Origin of the sequence: uncultured Bacteroides sp. (assembly GCF_947632445.1) — a bacterium.
Taxonomy (GTDB): domain Bacteria; phylum Bacteroidota; class Bacteroidia; order Bacteroidales; family Bacteroidaceae; genus Bacteroides.
Map to the genome: position 1 here is coordinate 1 of NZ_CANRPM010000020.1, position 13,561 is coordinate 13,561.

The 13,561-nt window shown below is 48.2% G+C and carries 14 protein-coding genes; 7 read left to right on the forward strand and 7 right to left on the reverse strand.

Annotation, left to right across the window (positions count from 1 at the left end):
- Positions 1-120: 120 nt before the first annotated feature.
- Positions 121-1,323, reverse strand: coding sequence for an acetate kinase (locus Q0Z70_RS05865; protein WP_298073182.1), 1,203 nt, complete (start codon positions 1,321-1,323; stop codon positions 121-123).
- A 25-nt stretch (positions 1,324-1,348) separates the two neighbouring features.
- Positions 1,349-2,365 carry a phosphate acetyltransferase gene (gene pta / locus Q0Z70_RS05870; protein ID WP_298073183.1) on the reverse strand — a complete coding sequence of 339 codons (1,017 nt, stop codon included), beginning with the start codon at positions 2,363-2,365 and terminating at the stop codon, positions 1,349-1,351.
- A gap of 270 nt (positions 2,366-2,635) precedes the next feature.
- On the opposite strand from pta, the gene Q0Z70_RS05875 reads away from it, so the two are divergent.
- From Q0Z70_RS05875 to Q0Z70_RS05890, 4 genes are read left to right on the forward strand one after another with little or no spacing between them, the layout of a single operon-like run.
- Entirely contained in the window at positions 2,636-2,974 is a 339-nt protein-coding gene (locus Q0Z70_RS05875) for a CidA/LrgA family protein (protein ID WP_298073184.1), read from the forward strand.
- Positions 2,971-3,666, forward strand: coding sequence for an LrgB family protein (locus Q0Z70_RS05880; RefSeq protein WP_298073185.1), 696 nt, complete (start codon positions 2,971-2,973; stop codon positions 3,664-3,666). Before Q0Z70_RS05875 ends, Q0Z70_RS05880 begins: the two co-directional genes overlap by 4 nt.
- A gap of 59 nt (positions 3,667-3,725) precedes the next feature.
- On the forward strand, positions 3,726-4,643 hold the full coding sequence (locus Q0Z70_RS05885; RefSeq protein WP_298073186.1) for a phosphatidylglycerol lysyltransferase domain-containing protein: 918 nt from the start codon (positions 3,726-3,728) through the stop codon (positions 4,641-4,643).
- 7 nt (positions 4,644-4,650) lie between these two features.
- Complete coding sequence (locus Q0Z70_RS05890; protein ID WP_298073219.1) at positions 4,651-5,679, forward strand: GNAT family N-acetyltransferase; 1,029 nt, start codon at positions 4,651-4,653, stop codon at positions 5,677-5,679.
- A gap of 25 nt (positions 5,680-5,704) precedes the next feature.
- Here Q0Z70_RS05890 and cdaA read toward each other — a convergent pair whose 3' ends face one another.
- The 3 genes from cdaA to Q0Z70_RS05905 form a co-directional block, all read right to left on the reverse strand.
- On the reverse strand, positions 5,705-6,469 hold the full coding sequence (gene cdaA / locus Q0Z70_RS05895) for a diadenylate cyclase CdaA (protein ID WP_298073187.1): 765 nt from the start codon (positions 6,467-6,469) through the stop codon (positions 5,705-5,707).
- A gap of 35 nt (positions 6,470-6,504) precedes the next feature.
- Complete coding sequence (gene folP / locus Q0Z70_RS05900) at positions 6,505-7,365, reverse strand: dihydropteroate synthase (RefSeq protein ID WP_298073188.1); 861 nt, start codon at positions 7,363-7,365, stop codon at positions 6,505-6,507.
- A gap of 287 nt (positions 7,366-7,652) precedes the next feature.
- Complete coding sequence (locus Q0Z70_RS05905; protein WP_298073189.1) at positions 7,653-8,498, reverse strand: mechanosensitive ion channel domain-containing protein; 846 nt, start codon at positions 8,496-8,498, stop codon at positions 7,653-7,655.
- A gap of 182 nt (positions 8,499-8,680) precedes the next feature.
- Here Q0Z70_RS05905 and murF point away from each other — a divergent pair, with 182 nt between their 5' ends.
- The gene (gene murF, locus Q0Z70_RS05910) at positions 8,681-9,979 is read left to right on the forward strand and encodes a UDP-N-acetylmuramoyl-tripeptide--D-alanyl-D-alanine ligase (RefSeq protein ID WP_298073190.1); all 1,299 of its coding nucleotides are present in this window, start codon (positions 8,681-8,683) and stop codon (positions 9,977-9,979) included.
- Between the two features lie 9 nt (positions 9,980-9,988).
- Here murF and Q0Z70_RS05915 read toward each other — a convergent pair whose 3' ends face one another.
- Positions 9,989-10,381, reverse strand: coding sequence for a hypothetical protein (locus tag Q0Z70_RS05915; protein ID WP_298073191.1), 393 nt, complete (start codon positions 10,379-10,381; stop codon positions 9,989-9,991).
- A gap of 182 nt (positions 10,382-10,563) precedes the next feature.
- Here Q0Z70_RS05915 and Q0Z70_RS05920 point away from each other — a divergent pair, with 182 nt between their 5' ends.
- Positions 10,564-11,931 (forward strand): sodium-dependent transporter, encoded by a 1,368-nt coding sequence (locus Q0Z70_RS05920; RefSeq protein ID WP_298073192.1) that lies wholly within the window; start codon positions 10,564-10,566, stop codon positions 11,929-11,931.
- Positions 11,932-11,943: 12 nt separating this feature from the next.
- Complete coding sequence (locus tag Q0Z70_RS05925) at positions 11,944-12,888, forward strand: helix-hairpin-helix domain-containing protein (RefSeq protein WP_298073193.1); 945 nt, start codon at positions 11,944-11,946, stop codon at positions 12,886-12,888.
- Here the strand turns inward: Q0Z70_RS05925 and Q0Z70_RS05930 are convergent.
- Positions 12,839-13,546, reverse strand: coding sequence for an ABC transporter ATP-binding protein (locus tag Q0Z70_RS05930; protein WP_298073194.1), 708 nt, complete (start codon positions 13,544-13,546; stop codon positions 12,839-12,841). The two genes, Q0Z70_RS05925 and Q0Z70_RS05930, sit on opposite strands and share 50 nt — an antisense overlap.
- Positions 13,547-13,561 lie beyond the last annotated feature (15 nt).

Sequence of the window (13,561 nt, forward strand, 5' to 3'; positions counted from 1 at the left end):
TGTGCGCTTAACGTACTTTGTTTCTGTCTTTTCCATAATGTTACTTTTTGTTGTAACGCTATTTCAGGACTAGACATCCGTCAGGATACACCCTCTCTTAATACGATTCGTATGTTCGATTTATGCTTCTTTGTTCAAAATAGCCATGGTATCAGAAGCAATCATCAATTCTTCGTCGGTAGGAATTACAACCACTTTAACTTTTGAGTCATCAGTCGAAATAACCGCTTCTTCGCCACGTACCTTGTTCTTCTCGGCATCCAGCTTCACACCCATATATTCCAAGCCGGAGCAAGCGCCCCAACGGGCTGAAGACTGATTTTCGCCTACGCCTCCTGTAAAGACGATAATGTCCACGCCACCCAAAGCAGCGGCATAAGCACCGATATATTTCTTGATGCGGTAGAAATACATGTTCTCTGCCAGAACGGCTCTCGGATCGCCTGCTATTACCGCCTTTTCCAAGTCACGCATATCGCTCGACTTACCGAAAACACCCATCACGCCACTCTTCTTGTTGAGCAGATTGGACACACCGGCTGCATCCAGATGTTCCTTTTCCATAATGAATGTTACGGCCCCGCCATCAATGTCGCCGCTACGGGTACCCATCATCAGGCCTTCCAGCGGAGTAAGTCCCATACTGGTATCTACACACTTGCCATCCTTGATTGCCGAAATAGATCCCCCATTGCCGATGTGGCAGGTGATGATTTTTGTACCTTCCGGTTGTATGCCCAAATATTCGCATACACGCTTTGACACATAGCGATGAGAAGTTCCGTGGAAACCGTAGCGACGTACACCATACTTCTCATAGAGTTCATAAGGAATGGCATACATGTAAGCATAGTCGGGCATTGTTTGGTGAAAGGCTGTATCGAACACTCCGATTTGAGGCACGTTCGGCAGGATAGCATCAATCGCATAAACACCTTTCAGATTAGCCGGATTGTGTAATGGAGCCAAGTCGTTGCAAGCACTAAAGGCATCGAGCACTTCTTGGGTCAGCAGAACAGATTTACTGAACTTCTCGCCTCCGTGTACCATACGATGGCCAACAGCATTGATTTCATCCAACGACTTGATGGCACCGTATTCGGAAGAGGTAAGTGTGTTCAGAATAAACTCCACGCCTACCGTGTGTTCTGGAATGTCTTTTTCCAGCATTTTCTTTTCACCATTCGGTAAAGTCAATTTCAGAAATGAACCAGGCAAACCTATCTTCTCGATGCCACCCTGTGCAATGACAGCGTTGTGGTCCATATCAAACAATTTATATTTGATCGACGAACTACCGCAGTTGAGAACTAAAACTTTCATAATCTTACTGTCTGTTTAAGGTTAATCATTTATTGGCTTTCGCTGCAATAGCCTGATTGGCTGTAATGGCAATCATACGGTAAACGTCTTCGATGGAACATCCACGTGACAAGTCGTTCACCGGACGGGCAATACCCTGAAGAATAGGGCCTACAGCATCGGCATGTCCCAAGCGCTGTACCAGTTTATAGGAAATGTTACCAACTTCAAGGCTCGGCACAACCAATACGTTGGCATGTCCGGCAATGGATGAACCGGGAGCCTTGCTGGCACCTACTTTGGGAACCAAAGCGGCATCAGCCTGCAATTCACCGTCAATAGCAATGTCAGGAGCTATTTCCTTAGCAATCTTCAAAGCCTCAACGACTTTATCTACCACTTCATGTTTAGCCGAACCCTTCGTTGAGAAACTCAACAAAGCAACTTTCGGGTCAAGACCGGCAACAGCACGTGCAGTACGTGCCGTACATATAGCAATCTGAGCTAATTGTGAAGCATCGGGTACCGGCGTTACAGCTACATCACCCATTACCAGAATACCATTCTTACCATACTCAGGTGCATGAGTCAGCAGCAACATAGCACCGGATACGCATGTAATGCCCGGAACTGTCTTAATGATCTGCAAAGCAGGACGCAACACGTCGCCTGTCGTATTACGAGCACCCGCCAACTGGCCGTCAGCATCGCCATTCTTAATGATAAGGCACCCTAAATAGAGCGGATCGAGTACCAGTTTACGTGCTTCTTCAATGGTCATGCCTTTCTTCTTACGCAACTCGAACAACAGTTGGGCATACTCTTCCTGTTTCGGATGATTGGCAGGATCAATGATAGTAGCTTTACAAATATTGCCTAATCCCCATTCTTTGGCACAAGCATGAATTTCATCAGGATTACCCAACAGAATCAGGTCAGCAATTCCGTCTGTCAAAATTTGATTAGCGGCTTTTAAAGTACGTTCTTCAGTACCTTCGGGAAGGACAATGCGTTGTCGATCAGCCTTCGCGCGTTCAAGAATTTCATTAATTAATCTTTGCATGATATATTTAAGATTATGGATTAATAGTCGGTAAAACAAGTTTATCACACTGCAAAAATACACAAATTTGCAATATACATATTGCAATCCTGAGAATATTTGTCAATGGAAATATATTTATTATAATATTTAACACTACAATCCTTTCCGATGCCTTGTACCCTTAAACCGGACAGAAGAAAATTCGACAGATGAAGTACACTCTATAAACAGAATGACTACCTTTGCATCCGTTTTTAATGGAGTAACTAAGGTATTAGTTTTTTAATTATGATTCGTCAATGTGCCATTCTTTTCGGATGTTTGGCTTTAGGTGAACTGATTGTCTGGTTAACAGGTATCAAACTTCCATCAAGTATCATCGGCATGCTGTTACTTACCCTATTCCTCAAGTTAGGTTGGATTAAATTACATTGGATACAAGGTATGTCCGACTTTCTGGTTGCCAATCTTGGTTTCTTCTTCGTGCCGCCCGGTGTGGCACTGATGCTGTACTTCAACGTCATCGCGACTGAACTCTGGCCCATTGTCACCGCCTCACTCGTCAGTACCCTATTGGTAATAGTAGTCACGGGATGGGTACATCAATTAACACGTAAAATCAAATGAATTTCTTAGAAAACGAATTTTTCTTGCTGGCTGTCACATTCGGTATCTTTTTCTTCGCCAAGATGTTGCAGAAAAAGACAGGCATCATGTTGCTCAACCCTATATTGCTAACCATTGCCCTGCTTATCCTGTTCCTGAAAAAGGCAGGCATCAGCTATGAGACCTATAACCAAGGCGGACATCTCATTGAGTTTTGGTTGAAACCTGCCGTTGTTGCTTTAGGAGTTCCTCTCTATCTACAATTAGAGACTATCAAAAAACAACTACTACCTATCCTATTATCCCAGCTGGCCGGCTGCATCGTGGGTGTAGTATCTGTCGTATTAATTGCCAAATGGATGGGAGCTTCCGATGAAATCATTTATTCATTGGCCCCCAAATCTGTCACTACTCCCATTGCTATGGAGGTAACCAAATCGCTGGGCGGCATCCCTTCGCTTACGGCTGCCGTAGTAGTCTGTGTCGGTTTGCTGGGAGGAATATTAGGTTTTAAAACCATGCGACTGACTCATATCGAGAGTCCAATGGCACAAGGATTGTCTATGGGAACAGCCGCTCATGCCGTCGGTACCTCAACAGCGATGGAAGTCAGCCGAAAATATGGTGCTTTCGCCAGTTTAGGACTGACCTTAAACGGCATCTTTACCGCACTATTTACTCCTACAATTTTAAGGCTTTTGGGATTGCTTTAGCAAAATCTTTCTATCTTTGTCATTCTAAAAACAAGCTCCCTTACAACAAACAGACGGTTATGATTGACTTTAAAAATCTCACTCCCAAAGATAAAGAAGTAATAACCTCCTTTACACAACACAGTTTAAGAAGGAACTGTGATCTGTCATTTTCGAATCTATGCAGCTGGCGTTTTCTCTACAATACTCAGTTTGCTGTTCTGAATGGTTATCTGATACTGAAGTTCTGGGCTGAAGGCGAATTGGTTTACATGATGCCTATCGGACAAGGCAACTTAGGAGAAGTATTGGGAGCTATGATACAAGACGCTCACGAAGAAAAGGCTCCTTTCTGCTTGTTAGGTATCTGCACAGATATGTGTGAAGACCTGGAAGCTTTAATGCCCGGCCGCTTCCAGTTTACAGCCGATCGCGATTATGCCGACTATTTGTATCTGCGTACAGACTTGGCGACATTAGCAGGAAAGAAATTCCAACCCAAGCGCAACCATGTGAATAAGTTCAAGCGGACGTATTCCAACTACGAATATACTCCTATCACTCCCGATCGCATCCAAGAATGCCTTGAACTGGAAGCCGAATGGTGCAAGGCCAACGACTGCGACCAACACGAAGGAACGGGTAACGAACGACGGGCACTGGTCTACGCTCTTCATCACTTTGAGGAACTGGGCCTGATGGGAGGTATTCTGCACGTAGACGGACGCATTGTAGCTTTCACATTTGGCATGCCCATCAACCAAGATACCTTCGGCGTACATGTAGAAAAGGCAGATACCCGTATTGAAGGCTCATACGCCATGATCAATTATGAGTTTGCAAATCGCATCCCCGAACAATACGTCTACATCAATCGCGAAGAAGATTTAGGCATCGAGGGATTGCGCAAGGCCAAATTATCTTATCAGCCTGCCATTATTTTGGAAAAATACACCGCCTGTCTGCGCGACGAACCTGTAGAACCTATAAAATGGTAAACATAACATCATGAAAGAGAAAGTCAGACAATTATGGGAACAATGCTTCCATGACAGTCCCGCCTTCACCGACTTGTATTTTCGGATGAGATACAGCAACGAGGCTAATATCGCCATTCAAAGCGGAGAATCTGTCATTGCAGCTTTACAAATGCTCCCTTATCCCATGACTTTCTGTGGAAAAACAATAAAAACCTCCTACATATCGGGGGCATGCACCCATCCTGATTTCCGGGGCAAAGGCGTCATGCGCGAACTGCTGGCCGAGTCTTTTGGACGAATGTACACCCAAGGTGTACTGCTGTCCACACTCATCCCAGCCGAGTCGGGGCTCTTCGATTACTATACGTGCAGCGGATATGCCCCGGTCTTCAATCTACAGACAAATCTCTTCACGAAAGACACCGATTTCGTCCCGACGCCCGACTGCCAAATTTCGATTACGGAAAATTTCACCCCGCAACTCTATACCTGCTTCGAACAAAAGATGCTGCGACGCCCTTGCTGCATCCAGCACACGGCAGAAGACTTCAAAGTGATCTTAGCTGACCTGCGATTGAGCGGCGGTCACATCTATCTTCTGCATTCAATGCGACAGTACGATGCCACGGCTATGGCTTTTGTTTATCCCGACGGGCAAGGTGGTCTACAGATAGGCGAACTGCTGTCTGATTCGGAAGAAGGGACTCACCTTCTGCTTCAGCATATTTGCCAAATGAACGGACAGACCTGCCTACGTCTACTCTGTCCTGTTTCCGAAAAAGAGAAAGAAGAAAAGCTGGGTATGGCCCGTATCATTGACGTCCATGCTGTCCTTCAACTTTTCGCTACCGCTCATCCGAACGTCGAATGGAATCTTACAATTACAGATGAACAGCTCGATATAAACAATGGTTACTACTACCTGAACAACGGACACTGTATGAAAAGTGCCAAACGATTGTCGGGAAGCCATCTGTCACTTACTATTTCCGAACTCACCACAAAGATATTGGCTCCCCAGCACCCCTATATGAGCCTGATGCTTAACGAATGAAAAAAAGGAAAATATCGGCCCTTTCTCAATTATTAACGGTCAACAAACGCTCCAATTCCTCGGCATTGAGCCGCAGATGAAACTGACCTTTATGAGCCACCGAAATAGATCCCGTTTCTTCAGACACAATGATAGCATGGGCATCGGATACCTGAGAGATGCCCATCGCTGCCCGATGGCGTAGTCCAAGCTCCTTGGGAATGTCTAAATTATGAGACACGGGCAGAATGCAGCCTGCCGCCTTGATACGCTGTTTGCTAATAACCATCGCTCCATCATGTAGGGGGCTGTTCTTAAAAAAGATGTTCTCGATGAGCCGTTGGTTGATATTGGCATCTATCACATCACCCGTGCGCACCACGTCATCCAAAGGCATGTCGTGCTCAATGACAATCAATGCACCTACTTTTTGCTTCCCCATACTGATACAAGCCATCACGATAGGCATAATGTCCTCGTGCTCCATGCCATCTTTCTTGTTACCTGTGAAGAAGCGCACCAGTGCACTGGCATGATGGTGCGAGCCGAGCGTCACGAGAAAGCGGCGGATCTCCTCCTGAAAGAGAACAATCAAGGCCAGTACTCCCACGCTGACCAACTTGTCAAATATGGATCCGAGCAGCTTCATTTCGAGCACCTGCGACACCACCAACCATAGCAGGATGAACACCAAGATACCCGTAAAGATATTGATAGAGCCCGATACCTTCATCAGCTTATAGCTGTAGTACAGCAGGAAAGCCACCGACAAGATGTCTATAAAGTCTTTTATGCCAAATTCGAAAAACACAATCTATACGATATAATGATGATAAAAACTATATTCTAATCGTCAATCGCCGCCTTTTTCATCGCTTCCACAATCTTCACCGCCTCTACGGCCTGGCGTACATCGTGGACACGCAGGATGTCGGCGCCCTTCATCAAAGCCAGCGCGTGGAGTACAGTGGTGCCATTCAAGGACTCTTGAGGCGTCGTATCCAGCAGGCGGTAGATCATCGACTTGCGCGATACACCCACCAACAGGGGTAGTTTGAAGAGGCGGAATTCCTCCAAATGGGCCATCAACCGATAGTTATGCTCCAGTGTCTTGCCGAAACCGAAACCGGGATCGAGCACAATATCCTTCACACCTAAGTCGCGTAATTGCTGCACTTTGCGGGCAAAGTACAGGAAAATCTCGCGCAACAGGTTGTCGTAGTGGGGATGCTGCTGCATGTTTTGGGGTGTACCCTGCATGTGCATCATAACATAAGGCACATTCAACTCGGCCACTGTGCGAAACATATCGGTATCCATTTCGCCCGCCGCAATATCGTTGATGATGGCCACGCCATACTCTTCGACACACATCCGCGCCACGTCTGCCCGAAAAGTATCGACCGACACGACGGCATCGGGAGCGGTACGGCGCAGCACTTCCAGCCCCCGGCGCAGACGATTTATTTCCTCCTCGGCCGGCACATGGTCAGCATTGGGACGCGAAGAATAGGCGCCTACATCAATGATAGCCGCTCCTTCATCCAAAATCTGTTGTACGCGGGTTTCTATCTCTTTCTCCGTCTGCATGCGGCTCCCGCTGTAAAAGGAGTCGGGCGTCACATTCAGGATCCCCATCACGCAGGGCGTCGAAAGGTCGAGCAGCCGGCCGTTGACATTCAAGTATTTCGATTGTTCCTCGTTCATGGAAATCTCGTCTTTCTACAATTAATTCCTGCAAATGTAAACAAAAAGAAAGGCACAAACGAACAATCGGCTCATTTATTTTCGGTTTCCCTCTTCCCGTTCCATTAAAATCTCTTCCTCCAAGATGAAGCACCGTTTTAAAGGTAGTAAAGCAATGCTTTACGACCGGGAAAGCACCGCTTTAAAAAGTGAAAAGCATGGCTACCCCTATACACAGGCGCGGAGCATGCGGATAGATAATCACCATCCGAACACTCCGCGCCCCACACAGATGTAACAATCTCAGTTTAATTCTTTGCCTGATGTACCGTGAGTTGTGGGATGGGGAAGTCGATACCTTCCTTGTTGAAGGTGTCGTAGACAAGCTCGTTCATCGCGAACATGACATCCCAATAGTTTTCCGCCTTCGTCCAGACACGGACTATAATGTCCACACTGCCGGTATTCAGAGTCTTAAGGGCAATCATCGGCGCAGGTGTAGTCAGGATACGCGAATCGGCATCAATGATACGCTGGAGGACGGCACGCACTTTCTCTACATCTTCACCATACTTCACGCTGAAAACCCACTCCAGACGGCGTGTCTCTTGCTTGTTGTAGTTGGTCACAGCATTGCTGCTGAGCGAACCGTTAGGGATATAAATCATCAGATTATCCGCGGTGACAATCAACGTATGGAAAATCTGGATTTCCTTGACTGTACCGCTTCCGCCGGGAGCGTCGATGTAATCGCCCACCTTGAAGGGCTTGAATACAAGGATAATCAATCCGCCTGCAAAGTTGGACAGGTTGCCCGACAGAGCCATACCGATGGCGACACCGGCGGAAGCCAGCAGAGCGGCAAAGCTGGTAGTCTCGACTCCCAGTTTGCTGATGATGGCAAAGGCCAGTATAAGGTTCAATACAATCTTCAAAAGGCTGCCCAAGAAGGTCTGCACACTGATTTCCATCTTGCGCTTCACCATTATGGAAGTAATGAAACGCATGATGTATTTGATAATGAAACGGCCGACAATATAGATAACCAAAGCGGCCAGCAGACTCTTGCCCAATTCGATGCCATAGGTCAGCAGGCGATCCAGCAAACTCTCCACGTTGATGACAGACGCGGCACTCAATAATGAAAACATCATACTTTACAATTTTATTTAGTTTAACTTTAAAATAATATTTCCAAAATACAGGGCGAATATACGGAAAAAACAAATATGTACACAAAAAAAGGGAAAAATGTTTGCGACTAACATTTTCTTTTCTTTCCCAATTCTCAATTAAAGACTACCTTTGCATCCGTCAACCACAAAACAGAAAAGATATGGAAATTTCGACTCTTTACCAGATATTCAACCAGTGCAATGGCGTGACGACCGACAGCCGCCGTTGTCCCGAAGGCTCTCTCTTCATCGCCCTGAAGGGAGAAACGTTCAACGGAAATGCCTTTGCGGCCAAAGCATTGGAAAGCGGATGTGCCTATGCTGTCGTGGATGAGGCCGAATACCTCGTGCCGGGCGACGGTCGCTACCTGCTGACAGATAATTGCCTGCTGACGCTCCAGCACCTGGCCCGCTACCATCGCCGCCGGCTGGGCACACGCATCATCGGCATTACCGGCACCAACGGTAAGACTACTACCAAGGAACTGATAGCTGCCGTACTAAGCCGCCGCTACAACCTGCTTTACACAGAAGGCAACCTGAACAACCCTATCGGTGTGCCCCTTACCCTGCTCCGCATGAAGCCCGAACATGAACTGGCCGTTGTCGAGATGGGTGCCAGCCATCCGGGCGACATCCGCGAACTGGTGGAGATAGCCGAACCGGATATGGGCCTTATCACGAACGTAGGCAAGGCGCATCTTGAAGGCTTCGGCTCGTTCGAAGGCGTAATGCGTACCAAGGGCGAACTTTACGACTGGCTCCGCACACAGCCCGCTCCTGTCGTCTTCCTGCACGCTGACAATCCCTACCTGACAATGATGTCCGAAAGCCTTCCGCATGTGACCTATGGCGAAGAAGCCGCCAACGATGTCTGTGGCCGGCTGACCGGCTGTTCACCTTTCCTGGCTTTCTCGTGGAAAAAACGGGGAGAAACGGAAACGCATCAAGTACAAACCCAGCTGATAGGCAGCTACAACCTTCCCAATGCCTTGGCCGCCGTCACCCTCGGAACCTACTTCGACGTGGACGCCGCCTTAATTAATCAGGCTCTGACACAATATGCACCCCAAAACAACCGTTCGCAATTGAAGCGGACAACCGACAACACCCTGATTATAGATGCTTACAACGCCAACCCCACGAGCATGATGGCCTCGCTGGCCAACTTCCGCCAAATGGAGGCGACGCATAAAGTTGCGATCCTGGGCGACATGCGCGAACTGGGGCAAGACAGTGCCGAGGAACACCAGAAGATTGTGAATTACTTGGAGGAATGCGGCCTTGAGCGTGTAATTCTTGTGGGCAGCCAGTTCGCCGCCACGAACCACACCTACGAAACCTATGCCGACGCTCCTGCAATCATCGAAGCCTTGAAGAAGGAAAAGCTCACTGACAAGACCATTCTCATCAAGGGCTCGAACAGTATTCGACTAAGTACAATCGTCGAATATTTGTAAGAATAGAGGCTAAAGGATGCGTGGACGACGCTTCAGCAGGAAACGACCTATCAACGAGGCCAGCGTAGCCCCTGTGACATTGGCAGCAAAGTCCCACCAATCACCACCCCTATAGGTCGTGCAACATGCCTGAAGCAACTCTACCACGCCGCTAAATAGCACAGGGCAGAGCCAGGCTCCCAACCACGCGTGCCATATCGGTACGCATGCTTCTTTATGTGCCCGCATGAATTCCAGCCATAACATACCCGACATCCCGAAGTACATACACACATGCACCACTTTATCAATGCCGGGAATGAATCCTATCACCACCGTTTGAGGCGGTTTGAAGAAGGACAGATAGACTACTGCCAAGATAATGAGCAGCGAAACAGGATATTTACGAATATAAGATAGCATTTTCAAATATGTTTCAATACGAGGTGCAAATGTACAGAACATTTTCTATATTTTAATTATAAAGATAGAATACGTCTCAGCAAAAAAAATCAAGCAAGCTTATTTTTTCTGCTTTCGACTTTTACTATATTTGCGATTTCTTGCAGGTATTAGTAATAAATTGAAAGAAAAAACCACAAATTATGGCAAAGAACAACAGAGCAAACTTCGGAAGCAAACTGGGTGTCATCCTGGCTTCGGCAGGTTCGGCCGTAGGCTTAGGCAACATCTGGCGTTTTCCCTTCGAGACGGGCAACCACGGTGGTGCCGCCTTCATCCTTATTTATCTGGGATGCGTCCTTTTCTTTGGCATCCCCATCATGGTAGCCGAATTTTCCATCGGACGGCATTCGCGAGCCAATGCGGCAGGCGCTTATCGGAAATTGGCACCCGGTACACATTGGAACTGGGTAGGACGCATGGGCGTTTTGGCCGGTTTTCTGATATTGGGCTATTATTCGGTTGTGGCGGGCTGGACGTTAGAGTATATTGTGCAGGCAGGCACGAATGACTTTGCCGGACAGACTGCCAACGGCTTCATCGCCTCGTTCAACGGTTTTATTGCCCATCCGTGGCGACCTGCCCTATGGATGGTGGCCTTCATGCTGATGACTTACTTCATTATTGTGAAAGGAGTGGAGCGGGGTATCGAAAAATCGGCAAAAATCATGATGCCGATGCTCTTCCTGCTGCTTATCGTGCTGGCCGTCTGCTCCGTATCATTGCCGCACGCAAGAGCAGGCATCGAATTCCTGCTGAAGCCTGATTTCAGTAAGGTGGACGGCAACGTACTATTGGGTGCTATGGGGCAGGCGTTCTTCTCACTCTCGCTGGGTATGGGCTGTCTCTGCACGTATGCCTCCTATTTCCGTAATGATACCAACTTGCCCAAGACGGCGCTCAATGTGGGTTGGATTGATACGATGGTTGCTATTTTGGCAGGTTTCATCATCTTCCCCGCTGCCTTCTCGGTAGGTATACAGCCCGACGCTGGCCCCAGCCTGCTGTTTATCACGCTGCCCAATGTCTTCCAACAGGCTTTCGGCAACCTGCCTTGGTTAGCGGTTATACTGTCCATCATGTTCTATGTGCTCCTGGCTTTGGCTGCACTGACATCGACCATCTCCCTGCATGAGGTGGTAACAGCCTATCTTCACGAAGAGTTCAACCTGACCCGCGGACGGGCTGCCAAATTAGTGACGGTGGGCTGTACCATCCTTGGTGTATTCTGCTCGCTCTCGTTGGGCGTAGGCAAAGAACTGACAATATTCGGTCTGACCCTGTTCGACCTCTTTGACTTCCTGACGGCCAAGATTATGCTCCCACTGGGTGGCTTTTTCATCGCCATTTTCACCGGCTGGTACCTGGACAAACGCATCGTGTGGGAAGAGGTAAGCAACAACGGTACCCTGCCGAAAGTGGTCTATCGCATATGGCTGTTCCTATTGAAGTACATTGCTCCGATAGGCATCGGCTTCATCTTTATCAATGAATTGGGGCTATTAAAATAAGAAATACAGCTCATGCAAAAGTGGTTCAGTGAATTTTTCTATTACTCCCGAGGGGAGAGACGGGGCATCTTGGTGTTACTGGGTGCCTCCCTTCTCCTCTTCCTGGGAGGAGAGATGTATGTTCATTTGAAATCAAAGCAGGCAGATAATCCTGACGATCGGTTGAAACAACAGCAGGCGATAGAGGAATATCGGGCCTTTAGCGCTTCCATCCGCAAAAAAGAAAAAGAAGAAAAGGAGAACCACAAGTCCCGTTATGCGTCATGGAAAGAGGAAGATGACGTGTCGCCCGTACTTGTTCCCTTCAATCCCAATACCGCAGACTCGGCTACCTTCCGCCAGCTGGGCCTTCCTGCCTGGATGGCCCGCAACATCCTGCGCTATCGTGAAAAGGGAGGTATCTTTCGCAGGACGGAGGATTTCCGCAAGATATACGGCCTGCCAGAAGAGCAATACACCATTTTACAGCCTTATATCCGCATCCCCGCAACAGACAGCACCGACTACCGCCCTTCCCTTTTCCTGGCCGAACAACGCAAAGACAGTCTTCCTCTGAAATACACACCCGGCACTTTAGTCGACCTAAACCGCGCCGATACCACCGAATTGAAAAAGATTCCCGGCATCGGAAGCGGCATCGCACGCCTCATCAGCGGATATCGCCAGCAGTTGGGCGGCTTTTATCACCTCAGCCAACTGAAAGAAATAAACATCGACTACCTCCAACTGACAGACTGGTTTCGCATTGACACTACCGCCATCCGCCGCATCCCCGTCAACCGAGCCAGCGTAGATCGCCTGCGCCACCATCCTTATCTCAACTTCTACCAGGCTAAAGCATTGGTAGAATACCGTCTCAAACACGGTCCGTTGAAAAGCCTTAAGCCATTTGTTCTCTATGAAGAATTTACACGGGAGGACTTAGAAAGGATTGGACACTATCTGAGTTTTGAGTAGTATTGTCTATCATAATCTCCCCATCCTTCAGATGAATGGTGCGGTCGGTGATGGAAGCCAGGCTTTCATCGTGGGTCACGATGACGAATGTCTGCCCCAAGCGGTCGCGTAAGTCAAAGAAAAGTTGGTGCAACTCGGCCTTGTTGTGGGTATCAAGACTACCCGACGGTTCATCGGCCAACACCACAGCAGGATGATTGATAAGAGCCCTGGCCACGGCTACGCGCTGTTTCTCGCCCCCCGAAAGTTCGCTGGGCTTGTGCGAGGCACGGTCGGCAAGGCCCATCATCGTCAGTATTTCGAGAGCGGAGGCTTGGGCTTCTTGTCGTCCTTGGCCTGCAATGAAGGCAGGGATCATGACATTCTCCAAAGCCGTAAATTCGGGTAGGAGCTGGTGAAACTGGAAGACAAAACCGATGCGGCGATTGCGGAAGGCAGAAAGCTCGCGCCCCTTCAGTCCGTCAACACGCACGCCGTCAATGCAGATCGTGCCCGTATCAGGACGGTCGAGGGTACCCATTATCTGAAGCAGGGTAGTCTTGCCGGCACCGCTGGGGCCGACGATGCTCACCACTTCACCTTTCTTTATTCCGAGGTCGATGCCACGCAGCACTTGCAGGTTGCCGAAGCTCTTGGTTATCTGTTCGAGTTGTATCATAACTTCTTTTATTTA

Excerpts from the sequence above, each read along its gene's own strand:
- Q0Z70_RS05865 (WP_298073182.1), bottom strand. The coding sequence starts at position 1,323 with ATGAAAGTTTTAGTTCTCAACTGCGGTAGTTCGTCGATCAAATATAAA.
- Q0Z70_RS05885 (WP_298073186.1), top strand. The coding sequence starts at position 3,726 with ATGATTGACTTTAAAAATCTCACTCCCAAAGATAAAGAAGTAATAACC.
- murF (WP_298073190.1), top strand. The coding sequence starts at position 8,681 with ATGGAAATTTCGACTCTTTACCAGATATTCAACCAGTGCAATGGCGTG.
- Q0Z70_RS05915 (WP_298073191.1), bottom strand. The coding sequence starts at position 10,381 with ATGCTATCTTATATTCGTAAATATCCTGTTTCGCTGCTCATTATCTTG.
- Q0Z70_RS05925 (WP_298073193.1), top strand. The coding sequence starts at position 11,944 with ATGCAAAAGTGGTTCAGTGAATTTTTCTATTACTCCCGAGGGGAGAGA.
- Q0Z70_RS05880 (WP_298073185.1), top strand. The coding sequence starts at position 2,971 with ATGAATTTCTTAGAAAACGAATTTTTCTTGCTGGCTGTCACATTCGGT.
- Q0Z70_RS05930 (WP_298073194.1), bottom strand. The coding sequence starts at position 13,546 with ATGATACAACTCGAACAGATAACCAAGAGCTTCGGCAACCTGCAAGTG.
- pta (WP_298073183.1), bottom strand. The coding sequence starts at position 2,365 with ATGCAAAGATTAATTAATGAAATTCTTGAACGCGCGAAGGCTGATCGA.
- Q0Z70_RS05920 (WP_298073192.1), top strand. The coding sequence starts at position 10,564 with ATGGCAAAGAACAACAGAGCAAACTTCGGAAGCAAACTGGGTGTCATC.
- folP (WP_298073188.1), bottom strand. The coding sequence starts at position 7,365 with ATGAACGAGGAACAATCGAAATACTTGAATGTCAACGGCCGGCTGCTC.
- Q0Z70_RS05905 (WP_298073189.1), bottom strand. The coding sequence starts at position 8,498 with ATGATGTTTTCATTATTGAGTGCCGCGTCTGTCATCAACGTGGAGAGT.
- Q0Z70_RS05875 (WP_298073184.1), top strand. The coding sequence starts at position 2,636 with ATGATTCGTCAATGTGCCATTCTTTTCGGATGTTTGGCTTTAGGTGAA.